Source organism: Paenibacillus barcinonensis, assembly GCF_003217495.1.
GTDB classification, from domain to species: domain Bacteria; phylum Bacillota; class Bacilli; order Paenibacillales; family Paenibacillaceae; genus Paenibacillus; species Paenibacillus barcinonensis.
In genome coordinates, this window is sequence record NZ_QJSW01000032.1 from 29,145 (window position 1) to 50,462 (window position 21,318).

Consider the following 21,318-nt stretch of genomic DNA (forward strand, 5'->3'; position numbering starts at 1 on the left):
ACAGACTATGCATTGTATTTTATCACAAATTCATGATATATTTCTAATGTTCGATACCAATCGAACTTATATAATTTCGCAGGCATCCCTTGTTGTGAGACACAAGGGCTGAGACTATACACCATTTTGCAAATGTTACAAGCCGTTTCTGAAATATTGCGAAATGCACATCATACTAGGAGGTTTTTTATGAACAACACCGCAACCGCATCTCCGCAGGAACGGACAGGACTACAGGAAGGTTTGATTGTGGGACTGCTTGGTTTCACCGTTATACTCGTCGTGATGAATACGATGATGTTTAATCTCGCTCTGCCCAAAATCGCGGCCGAATTCAAGCTGACATCCGTTGCTTCTTCGTGGATTGTTACGGGCTATTCGATTGTATTTGCTATTTCCTCGATTACATTCTCACGGTTATCGGACTTTGTGCCGATACGCACCTTGTTTACAACCGGACTTACGCTGCTCGGAGCCGCATCTGTGCTTGGTTTCTTCAGCAATCACTTTATTATACTGCTTATTGCCCGTCTGATTCAGGCTGCAGGTGCAGCTTCTGTTCCCGGTCTCGCTATCGTTCTGATTACACGGTATATCCCGAATGATCGACGGGGCAAATCCATGGCTGTCATCATGTCCGCCAGTTCACTCGGTCTTGGACTGGGTCCCGTACTTGGAGGCAGCATTACACAGTTTCTGGGCTGGCATGATCTGTTTATCGTTACAGGATTAACGCTGTTTCTGATCCCTGTATTCTATAAGCTGTTACCTAAGGAAATGCCGCAAAAGGGCTCATTCGACCTGCTCGGCGCAATCCTGCTTGCCATTGGTACCACCGGTATCCTGTTATTCCTGACCTCACGTCAGGCCATCACTCTCATTGTTGGGGTAGGTGCACTGCTGCTGTTCTGGCTCCGTATTCGCCGCGCCGCAGATCCGTTTGTACAGCCTTCACTTTTCAAAGACAAGAAATATATGATTCTCAGCTCGCTGGGCATTGTATCGTATATCAATAATTTTGCCACATTGTTTCTGCTGCCGCAGGTTCTCGCGCATCTCTATGAACTGACACCTGCCCAGTCGGGACTTGTTATTTTCCCTGGTGCACTCATATCCATGCTGCTGTCCAACCGCATCGGGCGTATGATTGACCGTCATGGCAACACACTTCTGTTAAAATATGCTCCATGGCTGCTGCTGGCTGCGGCCGGATTGTTCGCTCTGTTTGCAGACCACAGCATCTATGCCATCATGGTTGTCTATATGCTGCTCAGTGTTGGTTTCTCTTCCTTGACGACCAGTGTATCCAACGAGTTGTCGGGTAATCTGTCCATGGATCAGGTGGGCGCAGGCATGGGCTTGTTCCAGCTCAGTCAATTTTTCAGCGGTGCTTTCAGCGTAGCGGTAACCGGGGTTGCCCTGACCGCGATGCAGAACATGCAGCTATCCTCGGCTTATAGCTTTATTTTCTGGGGCATGACTGCGGTTGGCCTCGCATCTGTAATCTTTTCGCAAATGTATTTGCGAATGCAGTCACGCAAACCACAAGTAACCCGCTAAAGGCCGGGAGACTTGCCCTGTCCCGTTTGAACCAGAAGCTCTGTCTTCAGACAGAATTTCTGGTTTTTTCTTTTTTTACATTTGATAGATGGTGTGTTCTGATATAACAAAAAAGCTGTCCCATCAGTCCGTGCAGATGACTAGGAACAGCCCTGTTCTCTATATTGTACAGCTGAAAGAAAGCATGACTTGTTAACGTTGGACGTAGACGACACCCTCAATCAGCTTATATCCGCTTGCGCGTACACCTTAAAGCCAGTTCAGGATAGGAATAACTTCCGGTGCAACCATGTGATATTATTCAAACAAATCCAGTCGCAGACGTTTCAAGCTAGTATGCTGAATGCACCATTGTCCGTCCATCTTCACAAATGTCTCGTGATAATGCCCAAATCCGTGAAAGGATTTGTTCTCATTGCCTTCAGGAAACGTCACCCAGTCCTCCATAGGCGAGATGACTTTTGCCTCCGTATCCGATACAAATTCTACCTCTCCACTGTGCACATGATGTACAGTTACCGCCGGGTCTACAAGATCACGGAACACCTGCACAATCGTATCACGACCAGTCAAAACCGGAATAGGATTCCCTTCCGTACTGAAATCGGCAACGGCATCCGGTGCAAAAACCTCACCCAGCTCATCCCAGGCTTTCGTATCAATATAACGGCAGTAGCGTGCCTTGGTATTGCGAATTTGCTCCAGAGCCAGCAGCTGCTCCAATTCGGTCATCGTTGTCGTTAGACTCATAAGTATTTCCCTCCAGAGATGTGAGATTGCAATCAAGTATGTATAGAAAGTATCTTCCTTATTGTAGCACTACGTCTTCATGAAATACTAGACCGGCTGTTCTGCCTGGTCTGATTCAGTGGCAGCACACCCTTTCACGTATGAAAAATCCCCCGCATCTCTGACGAAATGTGGGGGATTACAAATAATATTCTGAATACAGAAGACTGATTATCCGTCTGTTATAGCAGGCTTGTGATGTCTAGGGGCATCACAGCGAATAGGCATTTCTCATCTGAGAAGCCAGCTCGGACATCTTTTTATGATGCAGGAAACTCTCCATCTCTTCCTCAGCCTGAACCATCACCTGCTGAATCAAACATTCGGCATTATGGTTTTGCGAGCATTCAAACAAGGAGGCCCGGCCTTCGATCGCGTGAATAATTTCCAGAAAAGACGGATCAGGGTTCCTGCGGCTCAGCCGATAACCGCCATTGGCACCAGATGTGGATTCAATCATGCCCGCCTTCACTAGCTTGGTGAGAATTTTGGACAGGTATGTTGGAGACACTTTCTGAAAATCAGCCAGTTGATGCACGCTAACCAGCTGCTCAGGCGCTGTACTGACGAGATACAGCATCGTATGCAGCGCATAGTTTGTCGCTTTGGAATATTTCATGAGAGCACACCTCATTGTATACGGATTTAATTTATCCATAATAGACCTGATTGAACGCCCTTGTCAAACAAACAACCAGCCTGTACACAGACTAGCACGCCGTTCCGAATGAATGGTCCGATATCAATGCTTCGTTGTCAGTATCCAGATGAGGCGTACAGGAGCAATCCGCTCAAATGAAAGGTTGGGTATTCCGTATGCCCTAATGGTGATACAGTCCCCGATAATCGGTGGGCGTCATGCCCTCATGCGCCATAAACTGTCGGTTAAAATAGCTGGCATTCGGGTACCCCGCTTCCTCCGCAATCTGCCCGATGTTGTCCGAAGGACGTTCAAGCAGCCACTGCTTCGCCATCTGCAGCCGGGAGCGCGTAATGAACTCCAGTGGGGTCATCTCCACGGCATTTTTAAATATTTTGCAAAAATAATACGTGCTCACCCCTGCGCGATCCGCCCAGTCCTGTAACAAAAAAGGCTCACATGCCTCCTGCTGCATCTGCGGCAGTAACGCCAGCACCCGGCTTTCCGTTTTGCTTGTTGCGCGTGTGTTCTTGAGCGGCACGGCATGCTGCACAAATTCAGCAAGTAAAGCATACGTGAGCGTCGACAGCTGTGCTGGACGAAGCATCTTGTTCTGCTCGGCCTCGTCAAGCAGCGCCAGATGAGCCTCCTCCCAGGACGTACGCTGTCTTAGCGTCCATAACAAATTGCGATGCAGCCCGCGCTCCAGCATATAATCATGCAGACGTTCCCCGTAAAAATGCACCCACCGCACGTCCCAAGGCTCGTCTTTACTACTATAATAATGCTGCCGCTGATGTGGAAAGTAGAGCACTGCCTGACCTGCCCTAAGCTCATGCACCACACCATCTGCCTCCACATACCCTTTACCGGCTGCAACATAGTGAATATTAAAATTGTTCAGCACGCCGGCCTCTCGTAATACGGCATGCTGTTCATGGTCCGTATAATGTCCGACAGACTCCGGGTAACAGAAATAGGGAATATCCTGCAGGGTCAAGAGCACCGTCTGTCTCATCATAGTGGTTCACTCCATTAAACAATATTGTGTTAATCAAATTCAATATATTATCATTTTAATTCATTCAGCTATTCATTATAATCACAATATACATTCAAATACAGGAGGAAACAAGTTATGAATTCTGTTCAAAAGTTACGCTGGGGTATTCTTGGCAGCGCCAACATTGCAATAGGTTCCGTCATTCCTGGCTTACAGCAATCAGAGTTGAACGAGGTGACCGCGATCGCCAGCCGGGATCTCGATAAAGCACAGCAAACCGCTGATAAACTTGGTATTGAAAAGGCTTACGGCAGCTATGAAGCAATCTTAGAGGACGATGCAATTGATGCCGTTTACATTCCGCTGCCGAACCATCTGCACCGGGAATGGACGATCCGCGCAGCACAGGCAGGCAAGCATATTTTATGTGAAAAACCGCTGGCTCTCACCGAAAAGCAAGCTCTCGAAATGGTTCAGGCTTGTGCAGATGCAGGCGTGCATCTGGCTGAAGCGTTCATGTACCGTCATCATCCGCGTTATGACCAGATTCGAGATATCATCGCCAGCGGTGAGATTGGTGAAATTCGCGGCATTCACAGTACGTTTTCGTTTAACAATTCCGGTTCATCCGGCAACGTGCGTTTTCGCAAGGCGTGGGGCGGCGGCGCACTGTATGATATCGGCTGTTATTCCATTAGTGCAGCTCGCCTCCTGCTGGGACAGGAGCCGAAGGCAGTAACCGTTATCGGCATGTTCTCCCCGGAGCATGACCAGGTGGACATGATGGCGTCGGGTCTGCTTGAATTCGACAATCATATTGGCGTTACCTTTGACAGCAGCATGTGGGCAGCCTTCCGTAATACGTTGGAGGTGCTTGGATCTGACGGGATTATTGAAGTACCTTCTGCTTATATTGCCCATCAGGATAGCAGTTCCAACTTTTTTGTTACATCAGGTGGGGAACGCCGTGAGGTTGAAGTGCAGCAGGTCAATCACTACGCTCTGCAAGGTGACGATATGGCTCGTGCTGTACTTCAGGGTAAAGAGCTTCGTTTCGCTCCTTCCGACGCGGCGGCCAATATGAAAGTGCTCGAAGCTTGCCTTCGCTCAGCAGAAGAACGTACACGAATCACGCTGTGAGGCAAAGACGGAGGTACTGCATACAGCACACTTTATGATTTAGGACGAAATTAATGCTCTAAAACAAACTACCCTTATATAAGAGAGGACGGTTTATCTATGGAATATATTGATATTGCCGGTGCAGGCAAACGTATCTCCCGCTTAATTAAAGGAACAGACTATTTCGTGCATGATGCTTATGAGAAGGCTGCGACTAACCTGGATGCGTTCCTCGCGATCGGTGGCAATACGGTGGATACTGCACATATCTATTGCGGCGGACAGAGTGAAGAGGTTCTGGGACGTTATATGAAGGAACGCGGCAATCGCGACCAGATGGTCATTCTCACCAAAGGGGCACACCATGATCAGAACGGCCCGCGCGTAAACGCGGATGCTATTCGCCGTGACCTGACAGACAGTCTGGAGCGCCTGCAAACGGAGCATGTCGAGCTATATGCGCTGCATCGGGACGATCCGAACATACCTGTGGCTGCAATTCTGGAGGCACTGAACGAACATATCGAATCTGGAAAAATCGGCGCCATCGGCGCCTCCAACTGGACCTGGCAGCGGTTAGAAGAGGCTAACGCATATGCCGCCTCCCACGGTCTCAAAGGATTCACATTCAGCAGCCCGAACCTCAGTCTCGCCAAGGCGAACGAGCCATTCTGGGCAGGCTGTGTGTCAGCGGATGCCGAGACGCTCGCATGGCATGAGCAAACAAAACTGCCGCTCCTGTCCTGGTCTTCGCAGGCTCGCGGCTTCTTCACTGGACGCTTCACGCCTGAGGTACGAGACAACGCTGACCTGGTACGTGTATTCTACAGCGATGGCAACTGGGAACGCTTGCGCCGTGCCGGGGAATTGGCTGAATCGAAGAACACAACGGCGATTCAGATTGCCTTGGCATACGTATTGAATCAGTCCTTCCCGACCTGCGCATTGATCGGAGCGCAGAATCAGGCTGAGCTGCTCTCCTGTGACGAAGGCTCACGTATCATCCTGACCCCCGAAGAGATCGCCTGGATTGATCTGGCGAGTGAGGTCAAACCGGCAGGTGTATAAAAATGATACTGAAGCTTCAAACAGCCTGAAGCGAGCCATTATCAGCCATCTGAAGTGATATTTTTGCGAACATGATCACAGGAAGTAACCACGTCATTCATCATGAAAAAACAATAAACAGCGGGACCGAGCACAGTTCTCTTATCTGCTCTGGTTCCACTGTTTTTGACGTGTTCATCGCTCCGATGCTCTGTGCTGTCAATGGGGTAGCCTCCGCACAACGCCACTACTAGCCAATCCGTCTACACGTTACAATTTCCGTACTGGCCTAATATATTTTAAAGCCTGGTCGGGATTAAAATATAAGTAGGTGATCCTGCCCGAAGAAGTATCCATGCAATATTCAGAGCCTGTAAAATCAAACGCCGTCATCGCCTTTTCGATCTTCTCCTCCGCACTGCGATTCTCCTGCTCATAATCAAATGGCCCATGTTCAAAAACAACATACTCGCCTTCTGGAACCTCCATCATAAGCATTTGTGGGGGAACTTCGCCTTTATAATCCAAAGGAAGACGCACACCGTAACACTCTGTACGTGGAATGCCCCAATCGCAGCGTCTGCCGTTCGGATCGTTCAGGTAAGCCATAATCTGACCGGCACTACTATTCGATTCGCTCCCTCCATCATCATCCAGTTTGCCCTTAATACTATCAAGAAGTCCGGTAATGGTTTCGAAATCCTGTCCTGGAATCCGATTTTGCTTCTGCCAAAAATCCCAATACCCATTACTTTCATCATTTTTAATATGCAAAAACTTGTGTGCGGGAATCGTTACGAAATACATTTTAATATCATCAGTGGACTTGATCATTCCAATCTCCCCTAATCCTAAAAAGTAGCGGTCAAACGCGTTTATCTTGGTACGAAGAACGACAGGAGTTGGTTTTTTACGATATTCACTTGGCGTTATACCATAGGTCGTCTTGAACGCTCTGGTAAATGCCTCATGGGATGAAAAACCATATTGAAAAGCAATATCCAGAAGGCCTTTTTCACTATCTCGAACCTCTTTTAGTGCAAAGGCCAATGTTCTATACCGTAGATAATCTCTGAATGGCACACCCGATATTTCCTTGAATTTTCTCGTTGTATGAAATTCGGAATAACCTAATTTACGAGAAAGATATTGCAACGTTATGGATTCAACACTCCGTTGTTGAATACACTGATCAATCTCGTCAACGATGATTTGGATTTGCTTCTGCCACTCATACATTCGTTTTCTCACCTCGCTCTAACCGCTCTATAGTCATTATGGAGTAATCCAAACTACCGTGCTTGATTCTACTTGCGAAAAAGAGGCCGTTAGAGCCATCTTAGCGTACCCTGCTTCACACAGCTATCAGATCCATCACCAAAAAAGGACATTCGCCAGCTTAACGCACTGGAGAATGCCCTTTAGTTCAAAGTTTATCCATCTGCAGTTACTTTACTACAGCTTGATGATCTGACCTGTTTTCTCGGATTCAAATGCAGCCAGAATCACTTGCAGAGAACGCAAGCCCTCTTCACCGGAGATGGTTGGTGGTGTCTTGGTCACGATGGACTCAACAAACGCATCAATCACACCGCTTGGTACTTGTTTTTCGTTTGTCGCCATAGCACCCACTTTGTACGTTTCAACCGTACCATTGGTCAGCTCAACGATGACTTCATCGCCGTCGACAGTTCCGATTTTCATTACACCGTTCTCACACCATAGCACGGTGCTGTTGTCTCCGCCTCTGTATTGTGTCCAGCTGGCTACAAGTGTGCCAATTGCACCGCTCTTCATACGAAGCAGACATGTAGCATTGTCATCCACATCCGTGCCTTCTTTGTGCAGCGTGCTGATGAAACCAGCCACTTCGGATACTTCATCGTTCAGCAAATAACGGATGAAGTCGGATTTGTGCACGCCAAGGTCGCCCATTGCGCCCATGATCGCTTCCTCTTTACGGAAGAACCAGCTGCCTGCTCCATCCAGGCTCCAGCCTTCTGGACCTGGGTGACCAAAGGATGTGCGGAAATTCAGCACTTTACCCAATCGGCCGGAATCGAGAATTTCTTTTGCTTTGATGTGAGGTGGCATCAGACGTTGGTTGTGACCCACCATCAGATATACGCCGTTTTTCTTAGCCGCCTCAATCATCTGCTCGCCTTCTTCAGTGGAAACCGCCATTGGCTTCTCAACCAGCACATGCTTGCCCGCATTGGCAGCGGCAATCGTCATCGGTGCATGCAGATAGTTCGGTGTACATACGCTTACCGCATCTACTGTTGTTTCGCTCGCAAGCAATTCCTCATAACTGGAATACGCTTTACCTCCATACATTTCAGCCATTTCCTGCGCACGCTCCACAACCGGATCAGCAAATGCAACAAGCTCTACGTGCTCATTGGCAGCGTACTCTGGAATATGTCTGCGCTGGGCAATCGCTCCACAGCCGAATACAGCAACTTTAATTTTACTCATGTATAAAAGTCTCCTTTGACTATTAGATTTATGTTTAACACGTTCAGAAGTTACATCTACAATGAATACAGGTTAACGCTCTTAGCATTTGGGCCAGTTAGAACTGGTTCAAGTAGTTTTGCTTCAGCCAGTTATGGCTGTTCTCTACGCTCTCAAGCGGCGGATTCTGGCATACGTCCTGTTCCACGATAAGCCACTCTACACCTGCATTTGTTGCGCTTTCAATGACAGCTGGCAGATTCACTTCGCCTTGTCCAAGCTCCAGTGTTTTCATCTGACCCTGCTCGTCTTTGCTGAAATCTTTCAAGTGCAGCAGCGGCAAACGACCTGCATATTGTTTAATATACTCGATCGGATTTTGTCCGGCAAACTGCACCCAGCATACGTCCATTTCCACCTGAACCGCTTCTGGTGTCGTTTGAGCGAACATCGCATCAAAGGCATTTGCATCTCCAACCTGACCATGGAATTCAAAGTCATGATTGTGGTAACCAAAGATCAGGCCTTGTTTCGCCGCTTCGGCTCCATACTGCTGTAATTCTTCAAACAGCTTTGTCCAGCCCTCCGCATTGTCCGGGCGATCCTCCGGCATCAGATAAGGGCAGATCATATATTGTGCACCGATCGTTTTCAGGTAATCGATTTGTTTTTGCAAGTCCTCACGCATGGCATGCAGAGACACGTGACTGCTGAATCCTTTCAGTCCGAGCTCTTCTAGTAGCGCTTTCATTTCCTCTGCTGGAATGTCACCATATCCGGCAAATTCTACCCCTTCGTATCCAAGCGCAGCTACTTTGCGCAGTGTACCACGAAAGTCTGCTGCAGTTTCATCACGGAGTGTAAAAAGTTGCAAACCAATGTTAAGTTTTTTCATGATAGATACTCCTCTGCTCTCAAATTTGCTTGCATTGCTCTATCTGGTATCATCCTAACGCAAAACAGGCTAGAATGAACATATACAATATAGTCAGAACATGAACTATCTGCTCAAATTTTATTTCCATCCTGAAGTAATCCTATCGTTGCGCTGTATAGCTGCACCCGAACATCACCAGACTCACGGATACTACAGGATCGAATACTGAGGAGGCGTACATCTTTGGATACATTGCACACATCGGACACATCCACATCCGTGCTGATCTGTGACTACTCCTATCATTACAAGGCGTTCAGTCATAATATGAAAGGCGAGCTATCCACCTATCTGTTTCGATTGCAGACGGAAGGCTCATGTAAAGTGTACGTGCAGGAGCAGGAATTCCGCATGACGAGTGGTGATTTGCTTTTACTCAAACCGGGAGATGATTACCGCCTTGTAGTGGACGAGCCGCATAAGGAAGGGCGTTTGTCCAGCGGAGACTACTACCTGTTCTGTGAAGGCAGCTGGATTGAGAAGTGGTGGAAACGCCAATCACGCCCTACCGTAAGCCGCATCGGACTGGATGACAAACTGATCAGCCTGTGGCGCAACCTGCTGCTGGAGAAACGGCGCGGGCCGCTGGAGGAAGATGCCGAGCTCAAGGATGCATTGCTGCGCGGACTATGCCTGTACATTGACCGGGCCATTACGGAGAACATTCAGACGGATCGGGCCGTTTCCTCGGCTCTCAAGCTCAAGCGTTTTATCGAAGAACATGCTACCGTGACGTTCAAGCTGGATGAAGCCGCACGTTACGCCGGGCTCAGCCTGTCACGCGCCGTGCGTTTATTCAAGGAGCATTACAACCAGACCATGATTCAGTATGCGATCGAAATCCGTCTGAATGCCGCCCTGGAGCGGATGAGATACAGCGAGATGACACTGGAGCATATTGCCGAATCCTGCGGTTTTGCAAGCTACTCCTATTTTCACCGGGTTTTCCGTACACACTTTGGGACATCTCCGGCGGAGTATTATAAATCAAGGCAGCATGAACCGACGGATGATCTGGAACACATTTGAGTGTATCCCACATAGGGCGCTGAACACTCTAAGAACATTTTCTATTTCTCAATAACACAACGGGTCTGTACATCATAAGCGACGAAGGTCGTACCTTAGTTAGCTCGCAGTTAAGCAAATAACTTCATTTAAGAAAAAAGAGATCTCTCCTCACGTTAGAACGCTAAATCACACTGACAAAGCCCCCACAAATCCTGTAAGGGATCGTGAGGGCTTCTTTACAACCAGCCGTATCTTCAGCTGTTCAGGGCTACTCTTACATCAAGTCGATTACCCCCGCCACTTCCTCGCCAGCTCGCTAATCTGATGCGGCGTTGTGCGGCAGCAGCCGCCAATAATCCGTGCGCCCGCAGCAACCCATTGCTCGGATGCATCCTTCATACTGCCACAGGAGCCTTGGCCGCTCCATGTTTTGGTTTCCGCATCATAAGTCTCGCCTGAATTGGGATATACGATAACCGGTTTGTCGCTGGAGCTACGCAGTATGCCGATGGCTTCCGTCACCACTTCCATCGGAGCGCAGTTCAGACCAATCGCCGCAAGCTGCGGCTCGGAGCCAAAGGCTTGTGCACATACCTCAAGCGGTGTGCCTTCGCTGATGCTTGTCCCGTCTTTTAACGAGAACGACAGCCAGGCACTTGTTTCAGGGAATTCCTTGAGCAATTCAACCAGCACCCGGGCCTCCTGCAATGAAGGAATCGTCTCCAGCGCCAGCACATCTGCTCCCGCTTCAACCAGCGCTGCGATACGCGGACGATGGAATGCTGCCAAGGTCTCATCCGATACGCCATAATGCCCAACATACTCTGAACCATCCGCCAGATAAGCGCCGTATGGCCCAACGGAACCAGCGACTATAGGACGCGGACGACGCAGAGGTCCATCTACGTGATCTGCGGTATTTCGGACTTCTGCCCACACGTCATCTCTCGCCTTTGCAGCCAGCTCTACCGTCTTGCGGATCAGCTCCAGGGCGGCCTGCTCCCCAATGCCACGCTTGCGGAAACCTTCGACAGTGGCCTGATAACTGGAAGTGATTGCACAATCTGCACCTGCACGGAAATAATCCGCATGCACCTGCACAATGACATCCGGGTTCTCCAGCAACACACGCGCAGACCAGAGGGGGTCATCCAGATCACAGCCATGCTGCTCAAGCTCCGTGGCTAGTGCACCATCCAGAATCATCAGTGGATACTCGTGCAGAATACGTTGAATTACATTAATATCATTCGTTTGCTCACGTTGAATCATGGGGTCAGTCCTCTCTTCTTCTTCGTACGATCTGTCAAATAATATACGATATAACACAATACAATGAATGGAATTCCACAGTATAAAGCAATTCGCTGTGTTGGATCAAAAGCAATACCAATACAGGAGGCGAGGCACAGCAAAAATGAAACGATAGGTACAATAGGATATAACGGTGTCCGGTAAACCAGATCCTGCACGTTGTTCCCTTCCCGAACATACTGTCTGCGGAACATATATTGAGACACGCTGATGCTCATCCATACTGCCACTACAGCAAGCCCTGAGATCGAGACCAGCGTGATATAGACCGTTCCAGGTGCAATAATACTGGACAGTAAAGCCAGTGCACCGCCAGCCATACTGAGCACCAACGCATTAAACGGCACACCGCTTTTGGTCAAGCGGGCAAACCATGGAGAGATCGTCTTTTTATCGGCCAGTGACCAGAGCATCCGAGAAGAAGCATACAGTCCCGAGTTGGCAGCAGAAAGAATCGCCGTTAAAATAACAAAATTCATAATATCCGCCGCATACGGAACACCGATCCGCTCCATAACAGCAACGAATGGACTCTCAAGTACACTTGCATCTGACATCGGCAGTAACGCAGACAGAATGACAATTGTACCAATAAAGAAAATAATCAGACGCCATAATGTCGTATGAATGGCTTTCGGAATGTTTTTTTCCGGGTTTTCCGTCTCACCAGCAGCAATACCAATCAGCTCTGTTCCCGAAAAGGCGAAGTTCACTGCAAGCATCGTCATCAGTATCGCTGTTGCTCCGTGTGGAAACCACCCTGATGCTGTGATGTTGGTAAAGAGTGGCGCCGGAGATGCATCAGCCATCGGAATGATGCCAAACATGGCAGCCCCGCCAAGAATGATAAAGAGAACAATCGTCATCACTTTCACCAAAGAGAACCAAAATTCCGATTCGGCAAACAGTTTGACCGTGAATGCATTAAACAGAAAAATCAGCAGTGCAAACAGCGCACTCCAGATCCAGACATTGACGGATGGGAACCAGCGCTGCATGAGCAGTCCCGCTGCCGTAAATTCAGAGCCCAGCGCTACGGTCCAGGTCAGCCAGTACAGCCAAGCGACCGTATACCCCGTAGCTGGTCCGATATATTTGGCTGCGTAGCTGTGGAATGCACCCGTCTCTGGCATATGTACAGATAATTCACCCAGACAGAGCATGACCAGATACACGACAAGTGCCCCGATGAGATAGGATAAAATAGTACCGAGCGGTCCCGCCTGCTGAATCGTGTAACCCGAGCTGAGAAACAATCCTGTTCCAATGACACCACCCAGCGAGAGCATGACCAAATGTCTCGTTTGCATCTTACGTTGAAAATGACCTTTATCGCTGTTATTGTGCATATGACGTACTCCCCGCTTCTTCATCCAGAACAAACAAAAAAAGACCCACTCTTCCCGAAGAGTGCGCCGTTACTGACAAATAAAAACAACTGCTCCTATCTATCAGGCTTTCACCCGCTGGAATTAGCACAGTATCCTTCAGATCTGTTGCTGAGGTTTCTAAGGGCCAGTCCCTCCACCTCTCTGGATAAGAAAATGATTTTTTATAACTATATCGACTGAGGTCGAATGTGTCAACAATTAAATAGAATTACACCTGCAAAGTATTCCAGCGTGCTTACGGTGTTGCAAAAATTCACTCTGTGGAAGACCCTGGATTCACAATGCTGGTCTTGACTTCATATGTGATGGGTATATTCGCAAACACCTCGTCCCAGTTATGCTTCACCTTCTTCCACGTCTTCGGATATTTAATTCGAATCGTGTCCCGAAAATCAGCAACATCCACTCGATACGTATGCTGGAGCTTATACAGCAGCTGCTTAATCTGTTGTTCAGCCAGTTTGGCAAAATCCTTTTCCAATTCGTCCAGATAAGCTCCTTTCTCTTCCTCTTCCGGGGAACGCCAATCCTCCATCATCCAGCCCTCGGACTCTGCCTTGATGTGAAACGAAATATGGTCACCAACCACCTTCGGAATAATTTTCGTTTTCTTCTTTTTGATCTCATAGATCACCGTAAATCCTTCCTTGCTATAGGTTTTAATAACCCCGCCCTTTTGATTTGGCCTGAGCCAGGATAACGCCTCCAGATCGGTTTGACCGAGCTCCCCTATAAATTTTTTGGTTTTGGCGTCAAAAATGCTGCCACCAGAGAACTTGTCCTCCCCGTCATAGTTCAGCACATTTTGCAACAAAAAGCTCGACCCGGATTGCATCTGTGCATCAAGTTTTGCGAGCGTGACGGGCTCCAGAATTTTGTTGGAAATATAAGAATTATTCGTAATACCGGTGAGATAGAACGCCGGAATGCGTGATGGATCGTTGGAAGTCAGCACATCCACCGCGCGATGATGGCTGATTAACACCAGACAGTTCGGACGAATATCGTTATCCCGCAGTATAAAGTCGAGCAGCTGGTCCAGTCCATATTTTTTGGCAATATCCTTGGAAATGACGATCACTTTGAGATGATGACCAATGAGTGGACGGTCACGTCGCAAGGCGAACTGACGAAAAATCTGAAGCATGGAATCCCCCGTGAGCCGTTCATTGGAATAGGAGGTTTTCCCGGATGCAGGGGAACCCGGCTGATCACTTTTCTGACTGTTAGAGTAGCCTGGTGCGATCTGAACGGTGGCTGTCACATTGTCCAGCTTGGGATAACGGCCACCCTGCTCTCCAATTTTTTTCTCAAACTCGGTTTCATGTCCGACATCAATTCCGAGTGCAACATACAAGCTCAGGTCCTCAATCTCCCGACTGCTCCAGCAGCCTGAGAGTATGCTCAGGATGGCTACAGCGCAAGTAATCCGTCTCAGCAGGCGAATAAAAATCATGCGTGTTTACCTCCTTTTTTACGTATCATGCTTATGATCAACAGCACCAGTGGCAAGATCGCGAACAGCAGAACCGAAGCGTTACCCAGCGTGTCTCCAAGTGCGAACGTTTCATCTACATTTTTGGGTATCATCGCCGTTACATAAATGATAGGCAGCAGAACATACATGATCCTGCCCATCTTCTTCGCCTTGAACAAGTCGCGAATGCCTACAGAAGCACAGTAATGGGTAATCGCAAACGTGGAGAAAATCTGCATAATCCAGATGACCAGCAGGAGCGATTCAAAGCGTTCAAAGATCAAGCCTTGAATCTCAAAGCTTCGCACCAGATCCAGCGTCGGCCATGTTCTCGTTTTGATTCCGTCAAGAGACAGGCTGCCTACAACCATGACAACCGTAATCAGATAGACAGCAGTGGATATAGCTAACCCCCAGGTCATCGCTTTGTTGCTTTGTTTCGGATTCTGCATATATGCGGTAATGACCAGCATAACCTCATAACCGGTATAAGACAGCAGCGTTGGCTTCAATCCTTTAATTACAGGCAGGATGCCATCACCCAACACCGGTCTCAAGTTACCGATTTCGAACAACTGATTGCTAAGCAATATTTCCATGACAAAGATGACCAGCGTGATAGGCAGAATGATCTCAAATACACGCAGGATCACAGATAGTCCGCCAGAGATGAGATAGATACCAATCCACATAAATACCATCACTATAGCCCACGTAGGGGTACGCTCAAGCAAATACATGCCTGTTACATCGGCCATCACTCTGATCTCGAAGGCAGCAATAACCATAAAATACAGAATCATGGCACAGCCCAGAATGTACGCAATCCAGCGCCCGGTAATTTCTCTTGTGAATTGAAACACTGTCTTTTCGGGGAATCTGCGGCACAAGGTCACGAGGATGATCCCCACTCCTGTAATGATCATCCCGGACACAATGATGGAGATCCAGACGTCAGGTGTGCCCACTGCCTTACTGGTCGTGCGTGGTAACGTTAATATGCCTGCACCCAGCATATAATTGACGATGATCACAACCGCCTGTGTTGTAGTTATTTTCCCCTGAGCGTCATTCACTTCACGACACCTCCACGCTTACATTTGATTCAAGCCAATGCCCGGCTACTTCTTCCGATCCTCATCTACCGTATTCATCATCTCAGGGCGTCTTCTCATCATGGAGAGCGGTGCGCGGATGATAAAATCCTTCCAATCACTCAAACGATATGGGACAGCCGGGGCCACATAGGGAACACCAAAGCTCGTCAACCGTGCCAGATGAGTACAAATGAGCAAGAAGAACATAATCACACCATATAATCCAAGCACAGCAGCGCTGAACATGGCCGCAAACCTCAAAATGCGCAGCGTCAATCCTGCACTGTACACCGGGATGGTAAAAGAAGAGATGGCCGTAACGGCCACCACGATGACCAGAAACTGACTGATAATCCCCGCCTGCACCGCAGCCTGACCAATAATCAGACCCCCAACGATGCCCATCGCAGGTCCAATCGGTTTCGGCAGGCGAATGCCGGCTTCCCTCAAAATTTCGATGGATAGCTCCATAATGAGAACTTCGATAAGGGAGGGAAATGGCACACCCGTTCTTGTTTCAATAATAGTCAGCACCAGCTTGGTAGGAATCAGACCTGGATGAAAGGAGATAAACGAGATGTACAGCGCAGGGGCAAACAGGGCCAGCATGGCGGACAAAAAACGCAGCATACGCATAAACGTTCCGGGAATCCAACGCTCATAATAATCCTCAGGAGATTGCAGCAGCATGCTGAAGGTCACAGGCACAACGAGTACAAATGGTGTTCCATCTAGTAAAATAGCAACTCGCCCTTCCAGCAGGGCACCGATCACCCGGTCAGGCCTTTCCGTATTTAATATTTGCTGAAACGGACTTAGTGTATTGTCTTCAATCAATTGCTCGACATAACCCGATTCCAGGAAATTGTCCATATCCATCTCACGAATGCGCTTCTCGACTTCTGCCACAAGCTTCGGGTCAGCAATGTCCTGAATATAAGCAATGGCAAGGTCTTTCTTAATGCGTGAGCCCACTTCAATCTTTTCAATGAACAAACTTTGATCACTACCGTATCTACGAAGAATCCCTGTATTATCACTCAACTGCTCCGTAAATCCCATTCGCGGACCCCGCAGTAATGCCTCGGATAACGGCTCGTCAATGCTTCGTGTCTTGCCCTTCGATGTGCCAATCAGCATACCGCCTGGCATACCATCTACCAGCAATCCATTTTTCCCAACCAGCACACCGAGCGCAAACTCCTGCAACGAACCAGTCTCCTGAATCTGGCTGACAGGCAACAATTGGTTCTGGAGATAGCCCGATAACATCTGTCGATTCTCCGGGTGAACAAAACCCTCCTGTTTGAGTTCAGGCACACCATTCATCATCAGCGGTGTAATCAAATGCTCATCAATCAACTCCTGATCCACCAGTCCTTCTGTATAGAGTACAGCGGCTCTTGTATTCGTACCTCGGATCATAAACTCACGGATATGTACATCTGCATTTTTGGCAAAGGTTTCTTTCACACTCGTCATATCTGTCGCATATTCACCTGTTATTTTGATGTTTGCATAATGACCTGTCTCCGTACCCGGACCTATGCCTGCCTCTGCAGGCGAAATGTCTCTGGAGGAGATGGAAGAAGGCTTGGCAGAACGAGAAAAGCTGCCTCTATGCACAGCTGTATTCAACCATCTCCAGATTAGCGTAATGCTCACAGGAACAAGGAATACCAGCATCGCCTGCGCCCAGATCGGCCATTCGGGAATATACGATATAATGCTGGACCACATGCTCTCCCCTCCCTCTCTGCCAAAACTAATTACAGGTATTCCCGAATTATTGTGTCCTGTTTCTCCGTAAAAATTCCGCATTTGGGGCAGCATATCCAATAGAGCGCTTTGTTATCTCCATTCCCTGAACAGCAAAAAAACGACCCTGCAAAGAGCAGAATCGTTCTCAACTTCAGGTTATACTATCCGAGTCACATGCTGTGCCTTATTATCAAGCAGATGAGCTGCGTCTGCAATTGTTTTGAAATCCTTTAACGCAATCTCAATCCGCTCATTGCTCTGCTGCACGTATTGCTCCACCTTTTTGGTACCATTGGTGATATTCGTAATTTCCTTGGTAATACCCGTGACACTGTCCCGAATCTCGTTAATGGAATTTTCCACCATCGCAGACAGCTTGCGCACTTCCTTCGCCACAATATCGAAGCCCCTTCCAAACTCTCCTGCATGTGCAGCTTCAATAGCCGCATTAAGTGCGAGTAGTTGAGTCTGAGACGATATTTCCCGAATCGTGCGCACCACACCTTGAATGGAGCCCGCCTGCTCCTGAAGATGAGTCAACGTAGACTGGTTTGCCGCCGATACCTCCGAGATATATGCAACGCTGGACAGCAGTTCATGGCTTCGACCGATGCCCGCATCGGCCTGCTCGTTTAATTCCTGAGAGAGTGCCTTCAGCTCCTGCACAACGGTTGTTATATTATTCTGGCGATTTGTAATATCCGTGGCCATCTTGCAGACTCCCAGTATTTTTTGATTTGATTCATCATATACCGGCATGTACGTGGCTTCGAGCCATACAGACTGCCCTCTGGCATCCATCCGCTCCACCTTGTCCTGAAAGCTTTTCCCGTTCAAAATACTTCTCCAGAACTCCTCATACGCTGGAGTGTCTGTAAATTTGCCAAAACATAATTGACGATGATGCATGCCACACATCTCTTCCTTCGTATACCCCATCGTTGAAGCGAATACATCATTCACGTATGTAACCTTGCGATTTACGTCAAAGCGGATAACCGCCAGGCTATTTTCCATCGCCTTGATCACAAGCTTGTCCGTAACCTCATCCTGTTGTACAGTCCCCAATAAAGACATCTAAATCCCCCACAATCCGTCCCGTAATCAATAATGTGATGCATTTAAACAACTTGCCTGATGCAGATGGATGCCAAGTGCAATTCATAGCATAGTTTAATGCATCTTATTCCTTGCATTAGACTCTAGGTATTGATACCCCAATTCAGGACTTTTGGATCACTAAATTGCATGAATCCCAAAAAATATTTTTTATACAGCTACAATGCTCCTATACTGCTGAACATCACGGGCAAGATCATACAACAAATTCCCTCTGCTTACCAGTGCAGAATTCACGTTCGTGTAATATAAGGTAAAAAAAGAAGAGCAATAGGGAGATTCATATCCCCATGTACTCTTCTTCAAAAAGGCCGTCAAAGATCACCCTTTACACATCATTGTTAAGTTGAAATTGTCATCACCGTGCTCTCAAAAATGATGCACAGTAACACACAGCTGTATCACAACACCAAACGGATCACGCACAATTCCATAGCCGGGGCTGGATTCATTCCGTTCATATGGCACAAGCACCTTCACCCCTGCATGCTGTAATAGCGCTTCATATAAATGGTCAATCTGACCTTGGTCCTGAGACTGAATACACATTGAGGTACTGTTCCCCAGTAACCAAGGTTTCTCCACATCCATCGCTTCCTCGGCAATCATTAGCTTGTTTACACCAACCTGCAGCACAGAATGTGTGATGTATTCATCCTGACCTGGGGGATACGTGAACTCAATAGCCTCCGCCGCGTTCCCGTTCATGGACAGGAAAGGTATTACTTCATCACAACGGCGTTCCCCTGCTTGTCGGAACCTATGAACCTCATGAACTGGATTTCACTGTGAGCTGCCTTGCAGGTTTCAGTACCTCCATACAGATTGTCACTCCTGATGCATTGAAAGCATCTCTGAGACAGCATTATTTGAATTTGCTGCAGCATATTTAAATGGTAGCAAACAACTAGCACGCTATCTTCAACCGTTATAATCCCCCCCCACACATCAGCATAGAAAATACCCGGCAGGATACATACCGAGGAAAATACGGTATGCACCCAAGCCGGGTACAGGTTTAGAAAATAATATCAATAGCCTCTAACTCATCTTGTTCCTGTTCAGATTGCCCGTTCAGAGAAATATCCTTGAGCAGCACTGAAGGCTGTTCGCAAATTTGGGTGATGATCACGAGCAAGTCCTGAGCAAAATTGTCGATCAGATTGTGCGTAAACAACTTCGTGGCATATTCGAACTGCCCGTTCATGCCCTCATCCAGCATCGAAATGACCAGAGTCAGATCGAATTGGGAAACCGTATGCTTTTCCGGATAAGATTCGATCTGAATATCCCCGAAGCTTTGAACGTTATCTTCCTTTGTCTCCAGAGCAAACATGACATCAAATACAGGGTTGCGGCTTTGATCTCGCGGCACCTGCAGCCTTTTCACAAGCTCCTCGAAAGGATAATCCTGGTGGTCGTAGGCCCCCAGCATCGTTTCTTTGACTTCGTTCAAGTAAGCAAGGAACGTCTTCTCCCCTGACGGATAATGACGAATCGCCAACGTGTTGACAAACATTCCGATGAGCGGCTCCAGGTCAGCATGGGTGCGACCCGACACCGGTGTGCCTACAATGAAATCTTCTTGCCCCGAATACTTGCTGAGCAGGATAGAATAGACCGCGGATAACATCATATACAAGGTTGCACCGTTCTCATCTGCGATGCGCTGCAAGCTCTCGGTCATCTGCTTGTTAATATCGAAAGGCAACACATCTCCCTCAAAACTGCGAACAGCAGGTCTAACAAAATCTGTAGGCAATTCAAGCGTCGGCAGTTCACCTTTCAGCACGTCCAGCCAGTAAGCTTCCTGACGTTTCAACCGTTCTTTTACAGGCTCGGACTGCTGCCAAGCGGCGAACTCCTTATATTGAATCCGAAGCGGTTCGAGCATCTCGCCGTTATACAGGCGCAGCAGCTCTTCGACAAAGATGCCCATCGACATACCATCCGTAACGATATGATGAATATCGAGCATCAGCAGATGCCGCTCCGTTTCCCATTCAACCAAGCCCACACGGAGCAGCGGTGGCCGCTCCAAATCAAAGACACGTACAAAGGCGTCCGCAATGCCTCTTGTTTCACTTTCCGTTGCCTTGGTATACTCTACGGCAAACGCCAAGTCCTCATAAATCCGTTGCACCGGTTCGCCACCCACCATGTCGAAGCCGGTTCGTAAAATTTCGTGACGTGCAATCAATGCTTTGAGTGCCAACTCGAATCGTTTCCGTTCCAAACGTCCAATAAGCACCGTCATGCCGGACATGTTGTAGCTAAGCTCGGCACCTTGCATCTGCTGCTGAATGTAAAGCCGTTTTTGCACGGAGGAAAGCGGGTACCAATCCTTCTTATCCAGCACGGGAATAGAGAGGAATTCCTGCTGCTCCAATCGACTGATCACTTCAGCCATCGCTTCAATGGTTGAATGCCGGAACACATCGCGCAGCGGCAGATTCACGTTCAACTCTTGATGGATTTTGCTGACCAGCGTTGTCGCCCGCAGGGAATGCCCGCCAAGGTCGAAGAAGTTATCATGAACGCCAATCTGCTTCCCAAGCCCCAGCACGTCCTGCCAGATCGCCACCAGCTTCGT

General features: G+C 48.2%; 18 protein-coding genes and 1 riboswitch. Of the genes, 4 read left to right on the top strand and 14 right to left on the bottom strand.

Annotated features, from left to right (window positions below; genetic code table 11):
* The first annotated feature begins 189 nt into the window (after nucleotides 1-189).
* Nucleotides 190-1,560: an MFS transporter gene (locus tag DFQ00_RS26745; RefSeq protein WP_110899475.1), complete on the top strand. Its 1,371-nt coding sequence runs from the start codon at nucleotides 190-192 to the stop codon at nucleotides 1,558-1,560.
* Between the two features lie 297 nt (nucleotides 1,561-1,857).
* On the opposite strand, the gene DFQ00_RS26750 is transcribed toward DFQ00_RS26745, so the two are convergent.
* The 3 genes from DFQ00_RS26750 to DFQ00_RS26760 all read right to left on the bottom strand — a co-directional run bounded on the left by DFQ00_RS26750 (nucleotide 1,858) and on the right by DFQ00_RS26760 (nucleotide 4,010).
* Nucleotides 1,858-2,310, bottom strand: a complete 453-nt coding sequence (locus DFQ00_RS26750) for a nuclear transport factor 2 family protein (protein WP_110899476.1) — start codon at nucleotides 2,308-2,310, stop codon at nucleotides 1,858-1,860.
* Between the two features lie 250 nt (nucleotides 2,311-2,560).
* Nucleotides 2,561-2,968, bottom strand: coding sequence for an Rrf2 family transcriptional regulator (locus tag DFQ00_RS26755; RefSeq protein WP_110899477.1), 408 nt, complete (start codon nucleotides 2,966-2,968; stop codon nucleotides 2,561-2,563).
* 202 nt (nucleotides 2,969-3,170) lie between these two features.
* Nucleotides 3,171-4,010 (bottom strand): AraC family transcriptional regulator, encoded by an 840-nt coding sequence (locus tag DFQ00_RS26760; RefSeq protein WP_110899478.1) that lies wholly within the window; start codon nucleotides 4,008-4,010, stop codon nucleotides 3,171-3,173.
* Between the two features lie 117 nt (nucleotides 4,011-4,127).
* On the opposite strand from DFQ00_RS26760, the gene DFQ00_RS26765 reads away from it, so the two are divergent.
* Together DFQ00_RS26765 and DFQ00_RS26770 are read left to right on the top strand one after the other, a co-directional pair.
* Complete coding sequence (locus DFQ00_RS26765) at nucleotides 4,128-5,132, top strand: Gfo/Idh/MocA family protein (RefSeq protein ID WP_110899479.1); 1,005 nt, start codon at nucleotides 4,128-4,130, stop codon at nucleotides 5,130-5,132.
* Nucleotides 5,133-5,231: 99 nt separating this feature from the next.
* The gene (locus tag DFQ00_RS26770; RefSeq protein WP_110899480.1) at nucleotides 5,232-6,182 is read left to right on the top strand and encodes an aldo/keto reductase; all 951 of its coding nucleotides are present in this window, start codon (nucleotides 5,232-5,234) and stop codon (nucleotides 6,180-6,182) included.
* A 249-nt stretch (nucleotides 6,183-6,431) separates the two neighbouring features.
* On the opposite strand, the gene DFQ00_RS26775 is transcribed toward DFQ00_RS26770, so the two are convergent.
* The 3 genes from DFQ00_RS26775 to DFQ00_RS26785 all read right to left on the bottom strand — a co-directional run bounded on the left by DFQ00_RS26775 (nucleotide 6,432) and on the right by DFQ00_RS26785 (nucleotide 9,513).
* Nucleotides 6,432-7,400, bottom strand: coding sequence for a helix-turn-helix transcriptional regulator (locus DFQ00_RS26775; protein WP_110899481.1), 969 nt, complete (start codon nucleotides 7,398-7,400; stop codon nucleotides 6,432-6,434).
* A gap of 216 nt (nucleotides 7,401-7,616) precedes the next feature.
* A complete protein-coding gene (locus tag DFQ00_RS26780; protein ID WP_110899482.1) occupies nucleotides 7,617-8,639 on the bottom strand; it encodes a Gfo/Idh/MocA family protein in 1,023 nt (340 codons plus the stop codon).
* Nucleotides 8,640-8,736: 97 nt separating this feature from the next.
* Nucleotides 8,737-9,513 (bottom strand): sugar phosphate isomerase/epimerase family protein, encoded by a 777-nt coding sequence (locus DFQ00_RS26785; protein WP_110899483.1) that lies wholly within the window; start codon nucleotides 9,511-9,513, stop codon nucleotides 8,737-8,739.
* Between the two features lie 225 nt (nucleotides 9,514-9,738).
* Here DFQ00_RS26785 and DFQ00_RS26790 point away from each other — a divergent pair, with 225 nt between their 5' ends.
* On the top strand, nucleotides 9,739-10,584 hold the full coding sequence (locus tag DFQ00_RS26790) for a helix-turn-helix domain-containing protein (protein WP_279630438.1): 846 nt from the start codon (nucleotides 9,739-9,741) through the stop codon (nucleotides 10,582-10,584).
* A gap of 270 nt (nucleotides 10,585-10,854) precedes the next feature.
* Here DFQ00_RS26790 and mmuM read toward each other — a convergent pair whose 3' ends face one another.
* The 8 genes from mmuM to DFQ00_RS26830 all read right to left on the bottom strand — a co-directional run.
* A complete protein-coding gene (gene mmuM, locus DFQ00_RS26795) occupies nucleotides 10,855-11,838 on the bottom strand; it encodes a homocysteine S-methyltransferase (protein ID WP_110899484.1) in 984 nt (327 codons plus the stop codon).
* The gene (gene mmuP / locus DFQ00_RS26800; RefSeq protein WP_110899485.1) at nucleotides 11,835-13,229 is read right to left on the bottom strand and encodes an S-methylmethionine permease; all 1,395 of its coding nucleotides are present in this window, start codon (nucleotides 13,227-13,229) and stop codon (nucleotides 11,835-11,837) included. Before mmuP ends, mmuM begins: the two co-directional genes overlap by 4 nt.
* A gap of 92 nt (nucleotides 13,230-13,321) precedes the next feature.
* Nucleotides 13,322-13,423, bottom strand: a riboswitch (SAM riboswitch).
* 101 nt (nucleotides 13,424-13,524) lie between these two features.
* Complete coding sequence (locus DFQ00_RS26805) at nucleotides 13,525-14,727, bottom strand: Ger(x)C family spore germination protein (protein ID WP_110899486.1); 1,203 nt, start codon at nucleotides 14,725-14,727, stop codon at nucleotides 13,525-13,527.
* Complete coding sequence (locus DFQ00_RS26810; RefSeq protein WP_110899487.1) at nucleotides 14,724-15,824, bottom strand: GerAB/ArcD/ProY family transporter; 1,101 nt, start codon at nucleotides 15,822-15,824, stop codon at nucleotides 14,724-14,726. The genes DFQ00_RS26805 and DFQ00_RS26810 overlap by 4 nt, the downstream gene beginning before the upstream one ends.
* A 45-nt stretch (nucleotides 15,825-15,869) precedes the next feature.
* Entirely contained in the window at nucleotides 15,870-17,585 is a 1,716-nt protein-coding gene (locus DFQ00_RS26815) for a spore germination protein (protein ID WP_110899488.1), read from the bottom strand.
* A 177-nt stretch (nucleotides 17,586-17,762) separates the two neighbouring features.
* Nucleotides 17,763-18,683, bottom strand: coding sequence for a methyl-accepting chemotaxis protein (locus DFQ00_RS26820; protein WP_110899489.1), 921 nt, complete (start codon nucleotides 18,681-18,683; stop codon nucleotides 17,763-17,765).
* Nucleotides 18,684-19,094: 411 nt separating this feature from the next.
* A complete protein-coding gene (locus DFQ00_RS26825; protein ID WP_110899490.1) occupies nucleotides 19,095-19,433 on the bottom strand; it encodes a VOC family protein in 339 nt (112 codons plus the stop codon).
* A gap of 310 nt (nucleotides 19,434-19,743) precedes the next feature.
* The coding region (locus DFQ00_RS26830) for a condensation domain-containing protein (protein WP_244214005.1) at nucleotides 19,744-21,318 on the bottom strand (1,575 nt) is incomplete at its 5' end.

Bases quoted from the DNA above. Each gene is read 5' to 3' on its own strand.
- DFQ00_RS26815 (WP_110899488.1), bottom strand. From the start codon at position 17,585: ATGTGGTCCAGCATTATATCGTATATTCCCGAATGGCCGATCTGGGCG.
- DFQ00_RS26750 (WP_110899476.1), bottom strand. From the start codon at position 2,310: ATGAGTCTAACGACAACGATGACCGAATTGGAGCAGCTGCTGGCTCTG.
- DFQ00_RS26755 (WP_110899477.1), bottom strand. From the start codon at position 2,968: ATGAAATATTCCAAAGCGACAAACTATGCGCTGCATACGATGCTGTAT.
- DFQ00_RS26825 (WP_110899490.1), bottom strand. From the start codon at position 19,433: ATGAACGGGAACGCGGCGGAGGCTATTGAGTTCACGTATCCCCCAGGT.
- DFQ00_RS26785 (WP_110899483.1), bottom strand. From the start codon at position 9,513: ATGAAAAAACTTAACATTGGTTTGCAACTTTTTACACTCCGTGATGAA.
- DFQ00_RS26805 (WP_110899486.1), bottom strand. From the start codon at position 14,727: ATGATTTTTATTCGCCTGCTGAGACGGATTACTTGCGCTGTAGCCATC.
- DFQ00_RS26765 (WP_110899479.1), top strand. From the start codon at position 4,128: ATGAATTCTGTTCAAAAGTTACGCTGGGGTATTCTTGGCAGCGCCAAC.
- DFQ00_RS26775 (WP_110899481.1), bottom strand. From the start codon at position 7,400: ATGTATGAGTGGCAGAAGCAAATCCAAATCATCGTTGACGAGATTGAT.
- mmuM (WP_110899484.1), bottom strand. From the start codon at position 11,838: ATGATTCAACGTGAGCAAACGAATGATATTAATGTAATTCAACGTATT.
- DFQ00_RS26780 (WP_110899482.1), bottom strand. From the start codon at position 8,639: ATGAGTAAAATTAAAGTTGCTGTATTCGGCTGTGGAGCGATTGCCCAG.
- DFQ00_RS26820 (WP_110899489.1), bottom strand. From the start codon at position 18,683: ATGTCTTTATTGGGGACTGTACAACAGGATGAGGTTACGGACAAGCTT.
- DFQ00_RS26760 (WP_110899478.1), bottom strand. From the start codon at position 4,010: ATGATGAGACAGACGGTGCTCTTGACCCTGCAGGATATTCCCTATTTC.
- DFQ00_RS26770 (WP_110899480.1), top strand. From the start codon at position 5,232: ATGGAATATATTGATATTGCCGGTGCAGGCAAACGTATCTCCCGCTTA.
- DFQ00_RS26745 (WP_110899475.1), top strand. From the start codon at position 190: ATGAACAACACCGCAACCGCATCTCCGCAGGAACGGACAGGACTACAG.
- mmuP (WP_110899485.1), bottom strand. From the start codon at position 13,229: ATGCACAATAACAGCGATAAAGGTCATTTTCAACGTAAGATGCAAACG.